Annotated in this window: 16 protein-coding genes and 1 pseudogene; 5 read left to right on the top strand and 12 right to left on the bottom strand. The window is 29.5% G+C overall.

The window, feature by feature from the left end:
* The 3 genes and pseudogenes from OXH55_RS20205 to OXH55_RS05970 all read right to left on the bottom strand — a co-directional run.
* Positions 1–408 (bottom strand): annotated as a pseudogene (locus tag OXH55_RS20205) (PAS domain S-box protein); the annotation flags it as partial.
* 303 nt (positions 409–711) lie between these two features.
* Entirely contained in the window at positions 712–2,619 is a 1,908-nt protein-coding gene (locus tag OXH55_RS05965) for a peptidase G2 autoproteolytic cleavage domain-containing protein (protein WP_268048795.1), read from the bottom strand.
* A gap of 38 nt (positions 2,620–2,657) precedes the next feature.
* Positions 2,658–3,164 carry a hypothetical protein gene (locus OXH55_RS05970; RefSeq protein ID WP_268048797.1) on the bottom strand — a complete coding sequence of 169 codons (507 nt, stop codon included), beginning with the start codon at positions 3,162–3,164 and terminating at the stop codon, positions 2,658–2,660.
* 251 nt (positions 3,165–3,415) lie between these two features.
* On the opposite strand from OXH55_RS05970, the gene OXH55_RS05975 reads away from it, so the two are divergent.
* Positions 3,416–3,577, top strand: a complete 162-nt coding sequence (locus tag OXH55_RS05975) for an aspartyl-phosphate phosphatase Spo0E family protein (protein WP_268048799.1) — start codon at positions 3,416–3,418, stop codon at positions 3,575–3,577.
* A gap of 16 nt (positions 3,578–3,593) precedes the next feature.
* Here the strand turns inward: OXH55_RS05975 and OXH55_RS05980 are convergent, their stop codons facing one another.
* The 4 genes from OXH55_RS05980 to OXH55_RS05995 form a co-directional block, all read right to left on the bottom strand.
* A complete protein-coding gene (locus OXH55_RS05980) occupies positions 3,594–4,283 on the bottom strand; it encodes a hypothetical protein (RefSeq protein WP_268048800.1) in 690 nt (229 codons plus the stop codon).
* A gap of 86 nt (positions 4,284–4,369) precedes the next feature.
* Complete coding sequence (locus OXH55_RS05985) at positions 4,370–4,933, bottom strand: TetR/AcrR family transcriptional regulator (RefSeq protein WP_268048802.1); 564 nt, start codon at positions 4,931–4,933, stop codon at positions 4,370–4,372.
* 224 nt (positions 4,934–5,157) lie between these two features.
* The gene (gene glgD / locus OXH55_RS05990; protein WP_268048804.1) at positions 5,158–6,282 is read right to left on the bottom strand and encodes a glucose-1-phosphate adenylyltransferase subunit GlgD; all 1,125 of its coding nucleotides are present in this window, start codon (positions 6,280–6,282) and stop codon (positions 5,158–5,160) included.
* A 15-nt stretch (positions 6,283–6,297) separates the two neighbouring features.
* A complete protein-coding gene (locus tag OXH55_RS05995; protein WP_268048806.1) occupies positions 6,298–7,443 on the bottom strand; it encodes a glucose-1-phosphate adenylyltransferase in 1,146 nt (381 codons plus the stop codon).
* A gap of 390 nt (positions 7,444–7,833) precedes the next feature.
* Between OXH55_RS05995 and OXH55_RS06000 the strand changes: the two genes are divergently transcribed.
* Positions 7,834–9,459 (top strand): sensor histidine kinase, encoded by a 1,626-nt coding sequence (locus OXH55_RS06000; protein ID WP_268048808.1) that lies wholly within the window; start codon positions 7,834–7,836, stop codon positions 9,457–9,459.
* Between the two features lie 418 nt (positions 9,460–9,877).
* Positions 9,878–11,014 carry a 4Fe-4S binding protein gene (locus OXH55_RS06005; RefSeq protein WP_268048810.1) on the top strand — a complete coding sequence of 379 codons (1,137 nt, stop codon included), beginning with the start codon at positions 9,878–9,880 and terminating at the stop codon, positions 11,012–11,014.
* Between the two features lie 35 nt (positions 11,015–11,049).
* Here the strand turns inward: OXH55_RS06005 and OXH55_RS06010 are convergent, their stop codons facing one another.
* Positions 11,050–11,391: a zinc ribbon domain-containing protein YjdM gene (locus tag OXH55_RS06010; protein ID WP_268048811.1), complete on the bottom strand. Its 342-nt coding sequence runs from the start codon at positions 11,389–11,391 to the stop codon at positions 11,050–11,052.
* Positions 11,392–11,813: 422 nt separating this feature from the next.
* On the opposite strand from OXH55_RS06010, the gene OXH55_RS06015 reads away from it, so the two are divergent.
* The gene (locus OXH55_RS06015) at positions 11,814–13,211 is read left to right on the top strand and encodes an MATE family efflux transporter (protein ID WP_268048813.1); all 1,398 of its coding nucleotides are present in this window, start codon (positions 11,814–11,816) and stop codon (positions 13,209–13,211) included.
* Between the two features lie 148 nt (positions 13,212–13,359).
* Here OXH55_RS06015 and OXH55_RS06020 read toward each other — a convergent pair whose 3' ends face one another.
* Positions 13,360–13,899: a dihydrofolate reductase family protein gene (locus tag OXH55_RS06020; RefSeq protein WP_268048815.1), complete on the bottom strand. Its 540-nt coding sequence runs from the start codon at positions 13,897–13,899 to the stop codon at positions 13,360–13,362.
* Positions 13,900–13,997: 98 nt separating this feature from the next.
* Between OXH55_RS06020 and OXH55_RS06025 the strand changes: the two genes are divergently transcribed.
* Entirely contained in the window at positions 13,998–14,942 is a 945-nt protein-coding gene (locus OXH55_RS06025; protein ID WP_268048817.1) for a helix-turn-helix transcriptional regulator, read from the top strand.
* 97 nt (positions 14,943–15,039) lie between these two features.
* Here OXH55_RS06025 and OXH55_RS06030 read toward each other — a convergent pair whose 3' ends face one another.
* From OXH55_RS06030 to OXH55_RS06040, 3 genes are all read right to left on the bottom strand, one after another.
* A complete protein-coding gene (locus tag OXH55_RS06030) occupies positions 15,040–16,770 on the bottom strand; it encodes a sensor domain-containing diguanylate cyclase (RefSeq protein WP_268048819.1) in 1,731 nt (576 codons plus the stop codon).
* Between the two features lie 335 nt (positions 16,771–17,105).
* Positions 17,106–17,609: a GNAT family N-acetyltransferase gene (locus OXH55_RS06035; RefSeq protein ID WP_268048820.1), complete on the bottom strand. Its 504-nt coding sequence runs from the start codon at positions 17,607–17,609 to the stop codon at positions 17,106–17,108.
* Between the two features lie 39 nt (positions 17,610–17,648).
* Positions 17,649–18,557 (bottom strand): ATP-grasp domain-containing protein, encoded by a 909-nt coding sequence (locus tag OXH55_RS06040; protein WP_268048822.1) that lies wholly within the window; start codon positions 18,555–18,557, stop codon positions 17,649–17,651.
* Positions 18,558–18,701 lie beyond the last annotated feature (144 nt).

Consider the following 18,701-nt stretch of genomic DNA (forward strand, 5'->3'; position numbering starts at 1 on the left):
ATTATCCTTTATTATTTCTACTGCTCCTATCGGATTACCATCTTCATCATAAATTCCTGCATTTGATACTAAAGCAGCAATCCAATCTCCTTTTTTAGTACAAACCGCTACTGCCGCATCTTTTAAAAACTGTTTATTTAACACACATTTTTGTGTTGGACAGTCACTACATACATCTGCCTTAAATATGTCACAACATTTAATTTTTTTTGCTTCTTCCTCATTATATCCTGTCAATTCTTCCATAGCCTTTGGCCATAAAATTATATTATAATCCATATCTCTAACATAATATGGATCAGGCATAGCAGATTGTATTCCTTTCAAAATATTATTCTGTCTTTTTAATTCCAATATCTCTTTTTCTTTTGCAATCAATTCTTCTTTTAATTTTTTGTTATTAAACATACTACTTCACTTATCCCCCTTTTTTATTACATGTTTTGTCATTTGTAGACAAAGCCCATATATCTTTCCCATTTTTATTCATATTTTTACTATAATAAGTATATTATATATTAGTTTACTAATATATAGAATTAAAATCAATATATTAAAGAGTCACTTTTTGTATAAATATATTTTTTACAAAAATTTATTTATACGCTAACTATCTATATAAAATCATCTCATACAAAATAAAAAAGCTCCTGCCTTTGCAAGAACTTTTTGTGTCATAAACCTTATTTATATGCAATTAATTATATTCACTTAACGAAACAAAATTAATATTTGATTTGCTCCTGTACGCTCCATGACTCTGTAGCCTTCCTTAGAATCTGTTGCAACTCCTTCTTTATTAGGTTTACAATATCCATTAACTTGACACGTTCCATCATCCCTAATAAGGATTTGCCCAAGTAGACCTACAGCTGCCCATTCCGTTCTCTTTAATCGTGGTATATATTCCTTTGTATTATTCCATTCAGGATTTAAAACATGTTGCTTTTCTGTACGTTCTGGAATTATTATTTTTTCTTCTTTATCTTTTACTGCTGGAACAAGTACATCCTGGTATTGAACCCTACCCCATTCATCAGTTATAAATTTATCTTTCCATCTTAGTTCTCCACTATTTCCAACTACTGAAGGAGTAGCACTAGTAACTCCTAATATATAATCATCCTTCTCATTTACTTTTCGTATTTTCTTACCATCTAAGGTAACGAAATACCCAGGTTCAATAGATTTACCATCAACAGTTTCAAACATTTCTGCATAATCTGCACTACCAGGACCGGTAGTTATCGTACCATCAAAACCAGCATCTCCATTATTCAAAATTTTAGCTGCTAATCCAAACTCAGTATCAGTTGAACCATTTGCTAAAAACCAAGAATACTCTTTATTTGCTTTTCCATGTTGCCCTATAATATGAGCACCTGGAAAGAATTGTTCTATTAAGGTATCCCTACCTTCTGCATGAGAAAAATCTCCTCCTGCTGTTGTATTCCAACCTTCTGCATGGGAAGCTTCTCCACTTGCTTCTGTACTATTGCCTTCTGCATGAGCATAATATCCTTCAAAATAGGTAACATCACCAATTGTAATCACTCGCCCTGCTTTTGTATTGTAACCTTCTGCATGACAATCACTTACAAGTGCTTTTGTTGCTTCCCCTTCTGCATGAGAAGCTCCCCCTAATGCTTCTGTATTAGAACCTTCTGCATGGGAAGAACTTCCTTCTGCCTTTGTCTTATAACCTTCCGCATGGGAATTCGATCCAAATGCTTTTGTTTCTTCTCCTTCTGCATGAGAACCTCCACGCAATGCTTCTGTATTAAAACCTTCTGCATGAGAAGCACCTCCCTCTGCCTTTGTATTATAACCTTCTGCATGGGAAGAGCCTCCCTCTGCCTTTGTCCTATAACCTTCCGCATGAGAATGTTCTTCTATAGCTTCCGTAAATGAACCTTCTGCATGACAGGAAAATTTCATAGCTTTTGTTTCAAACCCTTCTGCATGAGAATCAGTTGCCTCTGCTATTGTATGAGAACCTTCTGCATGAGAAGAACTACCTTTTGCTTCTGTTCTAAAACCTTCTACATGGGAAGCTTCTCCATTTGCTTTTGTTTCATGACCTTCTGCATGAGAATAATTTCCACCGAGAACAATTTGTCCTTCTTCATCTGCTGTCAAACCTGCTGTTGTTTTGAAACCTTCTGCATGACATCCCCATGCTTCTGCTTTTGTTTCTATACCTTCTGCATGGCAACCTGCTGCCCTTGTTTTTGTCTCTACACCTTCTGCATGAGAACCCTGTCCAGATACTTCTGTTTTTTTGCCTTCTGCATGAGAATACTTTCCATTTGATGTTGTACCTCCACCTTCTGCATGAGAAGCTAAACCATTTGCTGTTGTACGAGTTAAGCTTCCTTCCTCCATTATACTAATGCCTTCTACATGTGAAACGTCTCCAATTGCTCTTGTACCTTCACCTTCTGCATGAGATTCTATTCCAATTGCTTTTGTTCCTCCGCCTTCTGAATGAGAAGCTAAGCCACTTGCTTCCGTTCCTTTACCTTCAGCATGAGAACATTCTCCTGTAGCTTGATTATTGCATCCTACCCTGCTAAAAAGATCTTTAATAATATCTGATTTCAACTTCACATCTGCCATAATACATCCCCCTTTAGATTTGCTAATAAAGTCTCTTCCTACACTCTTACTTTAGCCATGAAAATCTTATCTATATCTAAAACATCATTCGGGTTATCTTCCCCCACTGATTTACTAAATATAATGCGAGCTTTCTTAGCATTGTTTGGAATAATCTCAGTTACATCAGAGTAGGTTAACCAGGATATCTGCGTACCTGTTGTATTGTTAGCTATAAAAAGCTTTAAACCAATACCAATAGATGCACCAGTACTATTTAACCACTCTATTTCTACTATAAGATTTCCTGGATTAACGTTTACTGGTGCTTGAACAGCAAACCCAAACAAGAAATATGATTTTTCCCTTGAATTCATATTTATAGGAATATCTTGGTGCAAACTAGCAATACCAGGACCTAATCGTGCTGATGCCGTTCCCTCAAAAGCATTATTATTTGCAATTGTTACATTATTAGAAGTCCAATTAGACAATCCTCTTTCAAAACTTGGATTTTGTACAAAATTAGATTTTGCATGTTGTGTTAGGGATTGATAGCAATCCATTCAGTTTCTCCCCTTTAAGATATTTATATCTACCAACAAACTATGCACTATGCTATGGAAGTGTTATCATATATTGAGAAATTCTATTTAACAATATCTTATTATTTTATTTAAATAAGTGTTTTATTTGATTTTATGGTATAATTTCAATATTATCCTATAAGTGTATTGATTATGGTTAATTATAATATAAAATTCTTGTAATAATTTAAAAGAAAGGCATCATATTTATTATGAAATATAATTTTAAGTTGAAGTTATTAGATTCAAAAATTGAATATGTAAAAAAACTTCTATACACACTTTTAGACTATAAAAAGCCTACTGATATAGAAGTTATAAATTGTAGTCAATATTTAGACAAGCTTATAATTAAATATCAAAATTCTAAATTTAATTCTAAAAAACTTTAAAAACTAAAATAGGAAATTAAATAATTTGTTCTAAATTTATTGAATCAAAAACCATATTATTCATCTCTCTATATCCAATATATACTATCCACAAGTAAGCAAGTGTTTTAGGAATCATAAGGATTCCAACTAATCTATATGTGGTAGCAAATAATACAACTGGCAAATAACATGCAAATGATATTATGATCCCTATTCCAATCTTTTTAAATGCCTCATCCTTATACTTAACTGCTTCCTTTAAAATTAAATAAACTATTAAAACTCCCAAGATTGTAAAAGGTATATTTCTATATATTCCCCAGCTAACTGGAGCATCATATAGTGTCCATTGATTTTGAGGCATAAGGGTTAATATTATTCTTGATGCAACTAATATTCCTGCAAACACTCTAATGCCTTTATTCTCTTTTATATCAAATCTTATTTCCCAAATTTTAATAAGAATTGCATAAAATAATGTCATTGTAATGGATGTAACAAGCTTTCCAATCCCTAGAGCTGCTGCATTTGCTTCTAATCCAGTAGTTAACAAAGCATATATTCTTGGTATCAAGTGAAATGAGTCTCCAGCCCCTAATGTAAATCCCATAACTCCAAATAATTTTATAAGTTTATTGTTCTTACCAGCAGAAATCATTTTAAGTGACATGTAAAATACTACGCCTAAATAAAACACATGAAAAATTGGTTCAAAATACTTCATATAAATCATCTCCTTTAATTATTTTCGTCAAATGAACATTGTTCATTTGAGTTCATTTAAAAATCATATCTCTTTTTAGATATGATCTATTGGATTAACTCTTTTAATATACTTTCAAATAATGCATAGTCAAAGTATGGCATTTGTATCATTGAAATAAAATTCATAACAATAAAACTTGCCAATTCATATGAATTAAGTTTTTTTGTGATTTCATGACTATGATTATCTACTTCTTTTTTTAGCAAATCTTCTATGATTATAATCAGCTTATGAATATAAATGTTTTGTTTTTCTAAACCACTTTCTATATAATCAGGTGAAGAATAAAGTTCATTATTCAACCAAACCTCTCTAAATCTTTTTATAAACTCAGCAAGATTGTTGAATATACTTTTAAGCTTTACATAAAAGGTTTCCTGGGAACTCACTATGCTTTGGATATTATAAAAATATTCCTTCCAAAAATTTGTCATCATCTCTACAATTAATTCTTTTTTAGTTGGAAAATAATTGTATATTGTTCCTACTGCAATGTTACATTCCTTAGCAACTCTTCTAATACTGATGTTAGCAAATCCTTCATTGTGTAAGATTTTTTTAGCCTCATTTAAAATGAGTTCTCTAGGATTTTCAATTACTCTAGCCAATTTACCCCTCCTAAAAACGTCAAATGAACACTGTTCATTTAAATTATATCTTCAAATAATTTATCTGTCAATATTTTTGAATTTAAATTTTTCAAGAAAAAAATACCAAAAGGCATGCAAAATTACTTTTAGAGATATATAAAGTTATAATATTTCATAAAAGTAATAAATTGGTTTATAACCTTACACTTATACCTGTCAAAGTAATCTCACATGCCTAATTTTTATTTCACAAATGAATCATAATAATGACTTTTTTCTATTACTACTGGGAATTCCTTATCTCCCTTCAGTTCCTTATTTTTTTGAATTACCACATTTTTATCAATAATAACCTTTGTCAATTTAGCATTTTCTTTTATTTCAGAGTTATGCATTATAATACAATCTTCAAGCTTAGCTCCCTTATGTATTATAACATTTCTCGAAATCACACAATTTTTTACTTCTCCTTCTATTACACATCCGTTGGCTATTAAAGAGTTTGTTACTTGAGAGCTTGAAGAATACTTAGTTGGTGGTGCATCCTTTACTTTAGTATATATAGGTGCTCCATCAAAAAATAATTCTCTACAAATCTTAGGATTAAGCATGCTCATAGTTGATTTATAATAAGTCTTTGTAGAATTTATACATGTTAAATAACCTTTGAATTCATGTGCATTAATGTTTAGATCTTTAGCATTCATGTAAATATAGTCTTTTATAGATTCGCAGCATCCTGTTGAAACACATTCATTAAGAATATTTATAAGAGTTTCTTTTTTCATTATAAACATATCCATAGATATATCAGATTTATCCTTAATTCCAGTATTCTTTCCTACACTCTTAACTGCATTATTCTCGTCTATATTTAATACATTACAATCTAAAAAGTTTTTAGTACCGTCTGTTACCTTTTTATATATTATAGTTATATCCGTTCCTTCTTTTTCATAAAAATCAATAGCTTGTTTGTAATCTATATTACAAATCATGTTTGAAGAAGAAAATATAACATTTTTTTGCTTACTACGGCAAAGATATTCTATACTTTCCTTTATAAGATTTATATCGTTAGTAACAGAATTTGAACAATTAAAATTAAAGATAAATAATCCATTAATCTTTCTATCCAAATCCCAATCCTTACCTGAATCTAAGTGGTCCATCAAAGATCTTGACCTACTTTGAGTATATACACCTACATTTGTTAATCCTGCATTTACCATATTAGAAAGCACAAAATCTATTATTCTATATCTTCCCCCTATAGGAATTGCTCCTAAAGGTCTTGCACTTGTTAAGCTTTTTATATGTTCATCATTTTCATTTAAACTTATAATTCCCATATAATCATTAGTCATCACTTCACCCCCTGATTATTTGATTATAGAATTGCTTTTTATTTCCTCATCATCACCTATAAGCGTTATTTCTTCAGAATTACCTATTACACTATTTCTTCTTATAGTGACTCGTTTAGCAACTACGGATTTTCTTATAATTACGTTATCTCCAATTTTCGTATTACACATAATAACAGAATCTTCAATTATGGTATTTTTCCCTACATAAACTCCTGGGAATAAAACTGAATTATTTACAGTTCCAAACACACTGCATCCTTCAACTACAAGAGAATTATTTATTTTAGCAGTATTACCTATATATTGAGGAGGCTTTGTTGGATTAGCTGTATATATCTTCCAACTTTCATCATGGATATTCAACTGATTTTCTGGATTTAGTAAATCCATATTTGCTTCCCATAAGCTTTGAATTGTACCAACATCTTTCCAATATCCTTCAAAAGGATATGCATATAAACTAAATTCACTATTCAACATTTTTGGTATTATATTTTTACCAAAATCATGACTAGACTCTTTATCCTTAGAATCTTCTACAAGATACTTTCTTAGAATTTTCCAATTGAATATATAAACCCCCATAGAAGCTTTAGTACTCTTTGGTTTTTCTGGTTTTTCTTCAAATTCATATACTTTATTATCAGGTTCTGTATTCATAATACCAAATCTACTAGCCTCTTCTATTGGAACATCAATAACCGCAATGGTTACATCTGCTGCCTTTTCCTTATGGAATTTAAGCATTTTAGAGTAGTCCATCTTATAAATATGGTCTCCTGATAACACTAAAATATTTTCTGGATTATATCTATCAATGAAAGACATATTTTGATAGATAGCATCTGCTGTACCCATATACCAATTTCCACCATCATTTTTCATATGAGGTTGAAGAATAGTTACACCCCCATTATTCCTATCTAAATCCCAAGGACTTCCTATTCCTATGTGGGCATTTAGTCTATGTGGTTGATATTGAGTTAATACTCCAATAGTATCTATTCCTGAATTTGAACAATTACTCAAGGTAAAATCTATAATCCTGTATTTACCGCCAAAAGGTACTGCGGGTTTTGCATTTTTCTTAGTTAATACTTTTAATCTAGTACCTTGTCCACCTGCTAAAATCATCGCTAAGATTTCTTTTTTTAGCATTTTCTTCACCACCATTCATGTTAATTTCAATAAAAAAAGTATATATATGTTAATATTACAATATTTTGAAATAATGTTCAATATTAAAAACAAATTTTTATCCTTTTTTTTACAATTAATATAGTGCTAAAGATAAAATAAGCTCTCAAAGTCTTAGATGAAATTGAAAATCAATACTATCAATTCTTAATAAATCTGTAACCAATATATTCTTATTTATATATATACTGTTAATATATCCCCAAATTATGGTTTTTTTATGTGGTAAACGTCATTTTTTTCATTTTTATGATATTTTTTTACTTTTTAGGAGGTATTTATTTAATTTTGTTGAAATATACATTAAACATTTAGTAATATTATTAGTAGCGTATATAAGGATGTGGTATATTGAAAAATTCTAATCCAATTAAAAATATAATTTTGAGAAACAAAGGTTTATTAAAAATTAGTGGACCTATTCTTACACTATTGATAGGAACAGTATTTACATTAAATATATATACTATTGTTAAAATTCCAACTTTGTATTCTATATTTTATATAAGTATTCTTTACTCAACTTTTACAGGAGGACTTCTTGTTTCTCTAATTAGCGCAGCTATTACTGCTATATATTTTTATGATTTATGTTTTTTTATTTTTCCATTTAAGAATTATGAACACTTAAATTTTATTTTTCTTTTCTTATCTTTATTAAGCACTACCTTTTTGGCTAATATTTTGGATAAGCACATAAAAAGAAATAATGCTGAACTGCTAAAAAAACAAAACGAACTTCGTCTTAATCAAAACCTTTTAACAGCTATACTTAATTCAACTGGAGATGGAATACTTGTAGTATCTTTAAAAGGAAGTATACTTCACGTAAATAAGAGATTTATAGAAATGTGGGAATTACCAGAAGATTTTAGTGTAAAAAAATATGACAATGATGCACTAATAAATCTTGTTTGTAACCGATTAAAGGAACCTGATAAATTTAAAAGTAATATAAACTCTATTCGTAATACAAATAAAGAAGTAACTGACTCTTTACTATTTAAAGACAATAGAATTTTTAAACGCTACAGCACACCTTTAATTCAAAATGATAAAATCATAGGAAGAGTTTGGAGTTTTAAAGATGTTACAGAGCATAGACAAGCTCAAACTCTTCAAAAAAAAGTTGAAGAAAAACAAAAATTATTAAATGATGCAAAAAAATATAATGAACTTCAATCTGAATTCTTTGCTAATTTATCTCATGAATTTAGAACTCCTTTAAATGTTTTATATAGTTCTTTACAATTACTAACTATTTTACTTAACAATTCTTCTAAAGAAGGGTTTAAAAAAACTAGCTCAAAAATGCAAAAATATATAGGCACTATGAAACAAAATTGCTTGAGACTAATAAGACTAACTAATAACCTTATAGATATTACTAAAATTGATACTGGATATTTAGATTTAAATTTAAAAAATGAAAATATTGTAGAATTAGTAGAAAATATAAGTTTATCTATAGCAGAATTTATTGAATCTAAAGGATTAACTTTAACTTTTGATACAGATATAGAAGAAAAAATTATGGCTTGTGACTCCTATAAAATTGAACGGATATTATTAAATCTTGTTTCTAATTCCGTTAAATTCACTCCATCACCTGGAAAAATATTTATAAATGTATATGATAAAAGTGATTCTATTATTATTTCTATAAGAGATACTGGAATAGGTATTCCAAAAGACAAACAAAATATAATATTTGAACGCTTTAGGCAAATAGATAAATCTCTTACTAGAAAAAGTGAAGGAAGCGGTCTTGGTCTATCTATTGTTAAATCTCTTGTAGATATTCTTGGTGGAGAAATTACTGTTAAAAGTGAACTAAATATAGGTAGTGAATTTACTATAAAATTACCTGTAAAACTTTTAGCTGAATCATTTAGTATGCCTACTAAAGCAATTGATTATGCTGCTGCCACTAAAATAGATAATATAGAAATGGAATTTTCAGATATATATAAATAACATACTATTATGAGTAATCCTATTTAACTATTGGGTTACTCATTTTTTTATTCATAAATTAAAGCCATTTTAAAATTTCACAATTTCATCACACTTATAACATAATCTTATCAAAATACTTTATTATCATTTTATTATAGGCTCTGTTTTAAAAGAATGTAAACAACATTCCTTTAAAACTTCCATTAGTAGCTTAAGGCTGTGTTTTAAATTGTTGAGTTCATTATAATGAGAGGTTACAATTCTTATTTAGTTTAACTCATGAAGCGTTAAGAAATTTCCTTGTTTGAGCTATGTGAGTTAGGAAATTTTAGCTGCATTAGTTATACTAAATTTAGAATTGTCTTCGATATTATACGAAATCAACAATTTCTTAAAACATAGCCTAATTATAAAAGGTATTTAGGAGGTATTAAAAATGAAAAATAAATTAAAATGGATAATATCAATATTTTTCTTGATTTTTGCACCTTTTGCAGCAGTAATGCATCAAATTAAAGGGGGAGGTCCTGACGGTTCTGCTTCTGTAGATGCACTATGTCCCTTTGGCGGATTAGAAACTTTACCTACTCTTTTTAAAGATGGAACATACATGAATAGAGTAACACCATCAGCATTTATATTATTAATAGCAGTAGTTATTTTAACCTTTGTTTTAGGTAGAGCCTTCTGTGGATATATATGTCCTCTTGGAACTATTCAAAGCTTAATTACAAAACTAGGTAAAAGACTTAATATCAAGCAAATTAAAATAAATAAAAGTGTAGATAAGATTTTAAGATATGCTAAATACGTTGTATTATTCGTAGTATTATTTACAACATATAAAGCTGGAGAACTGGTTATAAGAACATACGACCCTTGGGCAGCATTTATGCATTTAAGTGCTGGTACCGAAATATTTGAAGAATTCTTGATAGGTCTTATTATATTAATAGCACTTTTAATATCATCACTATTCATTGAGAGAGCTTGGTGTAGATATTTCTGTCCTCTTGGAGCAGCATTAGCTATAACATCTCCTCTTAGAATATTTAAAATTAGAAAGAATACGTCTACTTGTGTAAATTGCAAAGCATGTACCCGAAGCTGTCCTATGGGACTTGATGTTCACTCTGAAAAATCTGTTTCAAGCACTGAATGTATATCCTGTGGAGAATGTATAACAAGGTGTCCAGTAGATAAAACTCTTGAAATGAAAAAAGGTAACACTTCATTATCTATAAATAAAATGGGTATTGTTGTTATCACAGTTTTAGCCTTAGTTGTAGGAAGTAATGCTGCAATAGGTAATTTTCAAACTTCTCTATCTAATAAAGAAACCCTTACTCAAAATGGTATATTAAACTCTGACAACATAAAAGGATATATGACTTTAAATGATGTTGCTGAAGAATTTAATATTGATGTAAAATTTCTATTGGAAAAATGTAATTTGCCTGAAGATACTGATGTGAATAAATCTATGAAAGAGTTAAAAAATGATTTAGCTGAGAAGGGAATAGAGTTCGAAACCTCTAATTTACGTGAAATAGTAAAAGAGCTTCTTGAATAAAGAAACTATAAAAAAAAGCTAGGCTTAATGCCTAGCTATGCTTTTTTAACAACTTGAGATTTTAATTTCATAGCTCCAAAACCATCAATTTTACAATCAATATCATGATCTCCATCAACCAAACGTATATTTTTTACTTTTGTACCTATTTTTATGACTAATGAAGTTCCTTTTACTTTAAGGTCTTTGATTACTGTTACAGTATCACCATCGTTTAAAACATTTCCATTTGCATCTTTGATAATCTTTTTATCTTCACTATTTTCGCTTTCTGCTTCTAAAGTCCATTCATGAGCACATTCTGGACAAACAAAAAGATTTCCATCTTCGTAAGTGTATTCTGAATTACATTTTGGGCAATTTGGTAAATCAAACATAAATTCATTTCCTCCATTCGTTATTGTTAATTCTAATATATAAAAATTATTTTTAATTTCCTTTTTACAACTCCGTAAGAATAGTAATTAATAACTTGAATTTTACAAAAACATATAGGAATTATTATAGGCTTATATACTATCATAGTCTTCTCATATTGACAAGCATTCCTCCAAGCTCTCCTTGAGTTCCTATATATTTTCAAAGTTAAATTTTGTTATTGACAAAGTAATTTTTTTTACTTATGATATAAAAGAATTTAAAGAAGAATATTAATTAAAATTAAATATATGAGATATTTTTTAAATATCTAAGTGTCGAACCTCCACTTCAAAAAAACTCAAAGTGGAGGTTCTTTTTTTTTGCTAATTAATTAGATTGCTAATTAATATATAAAATATTTTAAGAAGGGAGTTTCTACATGTCATTTAGTTTAATCAAAGACTATAGAAATAATAAAAAATTTTATAAGAATTTACTTGTAATAACTTTACCAATAGTTTTACAAAACTTAATAGCATCATCACTTAATATGTTGGATACTATGATGATAGGTAAAGTTGGAGAAGTAGAGCTTGCCTCTGTTGGTATTGCAAATCAATACTACTTCTTATTTACTTTATTTTCATTTGGTATAGGTAGTGGCTGTGGAGTATTAGTTGCACAGCTTTGGGGTAAAAATGATAAAGATAATATAAAAAAGGTTTTAAGTAAATCTTTAGCTATAGGTTTATTTATATCACTAATCTTTGTATTTATAGGTCTTATGATACCTGAAAAAATAATGGGATTATTCAATAAGGATGTATCCGTTATTTCTATAGGTAGTGAATACATGAAAATAACAGTTATAAGTTATATATTTACAGGTATTACTTTTGTTTTTGCTGCTGCACTTAGAAGCGTTGAAAATTCTAAATTACCTATGTTTGCAAGTTTATTGGGTCTTATTGTAAATGCAATATTAAACTATGTTCTTATATTTGGCAACTTTGGAATGCCTGAACTTAAAACTCAAGGTGCTGCAATAGCAACTCTTATTGCACGAATATGCGAGTGTAGTATGATATTATTTTCAGTATACTTTAAAGACAAAGTATTAAACACTAAAGTAAGTGATTTAAGAGGATTATCTAAAAAGCTAACTAAGACATTATCAACTGTAACTATACCAATAGTTTTAAATGAGGCTTGTTGGGGACTTGGTAACGTAACATACATTGCAATATATGCAAGAATAAGTACTCGCGCAGCTGCATCAATGCAAATATGTTCAACTATAATGAATTTATTTATGATATTTGCTTTTGGACTTGCTTATGCTGCATTAGCTATAATAGGAAATGAAATAGGTGCTAATAGAGAAGATGTAGCCATAGAGTCATCTAAGAAAATAGCTCGGTTATCTTTATTAATATCTTTGGTTTTAGGCATTATACTTTTCCTATTAGCCAAACCTATAATTTCTTTCTTTAATGTATCAACTGAAGTTAAGTTAGCTTCAACTTATATACTATATGTATATTCACTAATTATGGTTGTTAGGGTTTATAATATGGTTATGATAGTTGGAATACTTAGAGGTGGCGGAGATGCTACTTATGGTTCTATACTTCAAGGAGCTACACTTTGGTGCATAGGTATACCTCTAGCTTTTATAGCTGCATTTGTGCTGCACTTACCAGTATATTTTGTTGTTGCATTTACTGCAGTTGAAGAGATTATAAAAGTTTTCTTTATGATAAAAAGATTTAAGTCATTTAAATGGATAAGAAATATGGTAAATGATACTTCTGATGAAGTACGTGCAATAGCGTGAACTCTCCCCCATTTCATTCGTTGAAGTGGGGGATTCGTATAGAAGATTGATAGTCTAAGCTAGACTTATTCTAACAGGCGTATCCACTTCACCACTACTGTATAGTGCATCTAAGCACACAACTTTGACTTTAATTTTTCTCTACTACTTATTCCACTCTCTTTAAATATCTTAATATTGTAATACCCTCTTGCACTGTACATTCATCTAAGTGCAATTTTATAGTTGGATTATTTCCAAGGAACAATGGTCTTCCTTTTCCCAAAATTATTGGTATAATACCGATAATATATTCATCAACTATATCTGCTTTTATAAAAGAATCCGTAAGACCAGCCCCTCCAAACAGCCAAATATCCTTACCTTCTTCCTTTTGTAATTTCTGAATTTCGCTGCAAATATCACCACTTATAAATTCTACGTTATCGTAATTATCCATATTATTAGAAGTTGCTACAAAAAATTTCTTAGATTCAAAGTCTTCTATATTTTCTATACCGCAGTCTTTATAGGCATTTTTTCCCATAACAATCGTATCTACGCTATCAACGAATTCTGGAAAGCTAAAGACTTTCTCTGTATTTAAACTAGTATCACCATCTCCTTTTATCCAATCATAACCACCATTTTCATCAGCAATATATCCATCTAAACTAATTGCTAAATTAAGAATTATTTTTCTACTCATTATATTTCCTCCTACTTATTCATTGATTTTTCTATGCTGCATATGTAGTATAATACATATAACCTGACATCTTATGTCATATATGAAAGGGGATTTTCATGAGAGCTGATAGATTATTGTCTATTATATCCTTATTACAACTTCACAAAAAAATCACGGCTAGGGATTTAGCCCAAAAATTAGAAGTTTCAGTTCGAACTATATATCGAGATATTGATGCATTAACCTCTATTGGAGTACCAATAATTACTGATCAAGGACATGATGGTGGTATTAAACTTCTTGGGGATTATAAGAGTGATTTAACAGGACTTAATGATAAAGAACTACAATACTTATTTTTACCACCCCCACAAAAAATATTAAATGATCTAAATATTCAATCACTCTCACATCACTCATTGTTGAAACTCATTGGCTCAACATCGAAACAGCAGCTCAATCTTATAGAAAACTTGCAAAACTACATCTATATTGATATGTATTCTTGGAACAAAACGAGTGAAACTGATTGTTTCATTCTAGGTCAACTCCAAAAATCTATATGGGGCACGCGTGAAATTAACATATGTTACTCAAAGTCTACAGGAGATAAAATTATTGAGCTAAAACCTCTCGGTTTAGTCAATAAGAAGGGGATCTGGTATTTAATTGCAATTGATAATATCATCAAGACCTACAAAATTTCTATGATAAAATCTTTAACCATCCTAGATAAAGAATTTGATAGGCCTCAAGATTTTAATCTTAAAGAATACTGGACTGAATCAACACAAAAATTTATTAAGTCTATTCCAAAATACCAGATCTCAATTAAAACAACTGTAGAAACACTCGATCATATTAAAAGTAGAATGTTTATAAACATTATTGAATGTACGTCTACAGGGAATGACATACAGCTTATACTCGAATTCAATGCAAAATGGCAAGCTGTCGAATTTGTTCTTGGATACGGTCATAATGTACAGCTTATATCACCTGAAGAAGTGAAAACTGAGGTCATTAAAGTTGCACATGAGATCATTGAAATGTATAAATAGAACCATTGGCAGTTAGTGAAATAAAAAAATAGCATAGGTCACTTGGACATTGATACAACCAAGTTTGACCTATTGTTTTCCCGGCCTGTATATATAGTTAATAATTATGTAACTTTACTTGATTTCGACCTTCTGTCTTAGCCTTATACAGTGCCTCATCTGTCAACTCAATAAATGTCTTTAAATCATTATTAGAAAATCGATTTAATATACAAACTCCAATACTAACTGTAACATAATTAGATATGTTTGAAGAGCTGTTAGGGATTTTTAAATTCTCAATGCCTTTTCTAACTTGTTCTGCTAAAAACAAAGCTGTATCTTGATCAGTATTCTTCAATACCGCAAGAAATTCTTCGCCACCATAGCGCGCAACAAAATCAATTTCTTTTCTTAGCATTTCTTTTATAGTCCGAGCAACTGTTTTTAAACAATCATCACCGGCAGGGTGTCCATACGTATCATTGTAGCCTTTAAAATGATCAATATCTATCAGTAAAAGTGCTAATGGCTCTTTATATTCTAATGATTTAGGCCATACTTGTTCTAAATATTCGTCCAATTTTCTTCTATTGAATAAACCTGTAAGACTATCTTGATTGGATAATAATTCCAATTGACGTGTTCTCTCTTTAACTTTCTTTTCTAACGTTGTATTTATTTCTTCTAATCGAGAATTAGATATATTTAATTCTTCCATGTAATTTTTGATTCTATAAATCATATCATTAAATATCTTTGTAAGCTCACCAATTTCATCATTTCTATTGCTTTTTATCCTAATATCAAACTCCCCACCGATAACTTTTTCCGTAGCTGTGATAAGTTGCTTTATAGGCTTCAGAATGATTCTACTATAAATAAGCGCAATTAGAGCCGATAGTGAAAATATGAAACAAAAAACTGTAAATAGACGCTTTTTCATTAGTTCAATGGGTTCAGTGATTTCATCAATATAAACCCCACTACAAAGATACCAGTCCATAGGTTCATAATATTTATAGATTACTATTTTATCTTTATATCCTTCTTCACCTGGATTTTTCCATGGATAAATAATACTACCATTTTTCTTTTGTATAATCTCTTGTATGAAGTAATTTCCTTCTGTATCAACAAAATTATAAATACTTACTCCTTCTTGTTTAGGATGTATAATCAACTCTCCTGATGAATTCATGACGTGCATATATCCTGTTTTTCCAATTGTAACAGAGAGAATATTATCTTTAAAGTCATTAGTATTAACAAGGTTTATGAACTCTGACTTATAGGATGAAATTGAAATAATATAGTCCCACGGTTCAAAATACGTCATATACAGTACTTTATCTGGCTTTCTTTCATCGCCAGGATTCTTCCATAAATATTCGATATAACCTTCTTTTTTTTCAATTTGTCTTTTTATAAAATCATAACTCGAAACATCTACTCCCTTTAACACAGGATGATCTATTAAGACTCCAGTAGAATCTACAATATAAATATATCCTGTTTCACCAATACTTTGGCTTCCAAGAATGCTTTCAATAGCTTGCTTTGCTTCTAATTCAGATAATTCTCCCTTTATGAACTTCTCATAATATAGTTCAACAATATTTTTATTTTTTTCTGCAATCGCTCTAAGATGATTTTTAATAGATGCATTGACTGACGAATCAATTAGATTATATGTTGATTCTGTCAATGTTTGAAGATTGTTCATCACCAAATTATTATTTAGCTTTGATGTCATACTATAGCTAATAACCTCTGTTAATACTGTACAGATAATTACCAGTGACATAAGCAATAACATTATCTGTTTTGAAAATCCTAACTTTCTCATTTAATCACCTCAGTTTCATTACATAATTTTCCACATTATCTAATATATTTAAAACTTCAACTAATGAGATGTTTATAACTACTAATTGTTTTTGTTAAATATACATAATCTTGCTCACTCTCTCTATTTATACAACTTATTTTTTAAGTAAAGCCTTTAGATAAATATCGACAATAGTATTTAAAAACTTTAATCTAAAAACTGTACTTACTACTAATATATTTTGCTAAAAAGATTTAAAAAATCATCAAAATATTAGCTAAAGACATAAAAAAGGAGCTGAACCTCAAAATGATTTAAAAATCATTTTGAGACAGCCCCCTTTTATTATAGACTTATAGATTTTTTTTCATTAATAAAGTGTATTTTAATTCTCTATAGAATGGAATTTCAACGAAACCTCGTTTTTTATGAAATTCAATGGTTTTAGGATACTTTAAGGATTCTATATATATTTCCTTTTCTCCTATAGTTCTAAGAAATTTCTCCCGTAGATCACATATTTGCTGAGCATAACCTAATCCTCTATAATCTGATCTAATATGGAGAGTTTTTGCAAAATAGCGATTATCTTGTCTAACTACCATACCACATCCAACTATTTCATCTTGTTCATTAGTCAAATAAATTAGATATGACCTGTTTATCAAATCTAACATTGATTCAGCTGTTTTATTATGGCTTAATCTCTTCATTTCATCTTCTGAGTATGTATTATTGTTTGAATGTGCCATATTTTCATTCACTAATCTAGCTATTTGTGAAGCAAGGTCTTCCTTCTCTTTAGATATCTCTTTTGTAGTAGAATTTAAATTATTTATTGTATGAATTTTTGCCATTATAGTCACCTTCTCTTTTGAAAGCTAAATTCTTAATATTTATTTAAAGATACCAAATCTTATCTTTAAATATTTGAAAATTTCTTTTGCTACATTTATATCACAACATGATTCAATTCCTCTAAATCCTGGTGATGAATTGATTTCACATATTTTATAATGGTCTCCATCAAACAACAAATCTACTCCAGCTATTTCTAAACCTGTTACTTTACATGCCTCAGTTGCTAACCATTCAATTTCAGGTGTTAATTCATATTCTTTTACAATGCCACCATCAGAAAAATTAGCTTTAAATCCATCTTCCTGAGCTACTCGTTCCATACAAGCAACAGCACGCCCTCCAATTATTAATACTCTTAAATCTCTACCATAACTATCTTTTATAAATTCTTGTATAATAATATTAACCTTAGAATTAGTTATTTCTATTAATTGCATTAAGTCCTTAAAAGATTTTTTAGTATCTGATAAAAACACACCTTTTCCTTGAGTTCCAGACAGAGTTTTTATTACTGCTGGAAATCCAATATTTTTTTCTATTAAATCAATATTTATTGGAAATTTGGCTAACATAGTTTTAGGTACTGGGAAATTGTTTTCCGCTAATATTTGTTGTGTATACAATTTGTCCTTTACTATCTCTATAGGGTCTGATGAATTAATACACGGTACTCCTAGACGCTCTAAATGTCTAATAACAGCCAAAGCAAAATAAGTTGTTCCTGCTCCCATACGTGGAAGCACAAAATCTGGTAATGTAGTTATCTCACCATCAACGAGTATACTTTTTCTATTTTGGCTTGTAACAAACAAGTCTATTTGTTCCGGTTTCAATACTCTTAGATGTATTCCTTCCTCTTCAGCTTCTTCAACAAATCTGTTTACTTCATTTCTTTCAGATACTATTTCGGTTTCATTTTCGCTATAAATAATCCACCCTATCATTCCATTTTCTCCTCTATGTGCTATTATAATATGTTCATTCTAGATAGCCGTTAATACTTTAAACAACTCTCTAGAATTTTCACTCTCTAGTATATACAATAACCTGAAATTTATCTACATATTCTAATAGTTCTGTGGACTTTT

Source organism: Clostridium ganghwense, from assembly GCF_026735165.1.
Classification (GTDB): Bacteria; Bacillota; Clostridia; order Clostridiales; family Clostridiaceae; genus Clostridium_H; species Clostridium_H ganghwense.

Bases quoted from the DNA above. Each gene is read 5' to 3' on its own strand.
- OXH55_RS05965 (WP_268048795.1), bottom strand. From the start codon at position 2,619: ATGGCAGATGTGAAGTTGAAATCAGATATTATTAAAGATCTTTTTAGC.
- OXH55_RS05970 (WP_268048797.1), bottom strand. From the start codon at position 3,164: ATGGATTGCTATCAATCCCTAACACAACATGCAAAATCTAATTTTGTA.
- OXH55_RS05980 (WP_268048800.1), bottom strand. From the start codon at position 4,283: ATGAAGTATTTTGAACCAATTTTTCATGTGTTTTATTTAGGCGTAGTA.
- glgD (WP_268048804.1), bottom strand. From the start codon at position 6,282: ATGACTAATGATTATATGGGAATTATAAGTTTAAATGAAAATGATGAA.
- OXH55_RS05995 (WP_268048806.1), bottom strand. From the start codon at position 7,443: ATGCTAAAAAAAGAAATCTTAGCGATGATTTTAGCAGGTGGACAAGGT.
- OXH55_RS06005 (WP_268048810.1), top strand. From the start codon at position 9,878: ATGAAAAATAAATTAAAATGGATAATATCAATATTTTTCTTGATTTTT.
- OXH55_RS06010 (WP_268048811.1), bottom strand. From the start codon at position 11,391: ATGTTTGATTTACCAAATTGCCCAAAATGTAATTCAGAATACACTTAC.
- OXH55_RS06015 (WP_268048813.1), top strand. From the start codon at position 11,814: ATGTCATTTAGTTTAATCAAAGACTATAGAAATAATAAAAAATTTTAT.
- OXH55_RS06020 (WP_268048815.1), bottom strand. From the start codon at position 13,899: ATGAGTAGAAAAATAATTCTTAATTTAGCAATTAGTTTAGATGGATAT.
- OXH55_RS06025 (WP_268048817.1), top strand. From the start codon at position 13,998: ATGAGAGCTGATAGATTATTGTCTATTATATCCTTATTACAACTTCAC.
- OXH55_RS06030 (WP_268048819.1), bottom strand. From the start codon at position 16,770: ATGAGAAAGTTAGGATTTTCAAAACAGATAATGTTATTGCTTATGTCA.
- OXH55_RS06035 (WP_268048820.1), bottom strand. From the start codon at position 17,609: ATGGCAAAAATTCATACAATAAATAATTTAAATTCTACTACAAAAGAG.
- OXH55_RS06040 (WP_268048822.1), bottom strand. From the start codon at position 18,557: ATGATAGGGTGGATTATTTATAGCGAAAATGAAACCGAAATAGTATCT.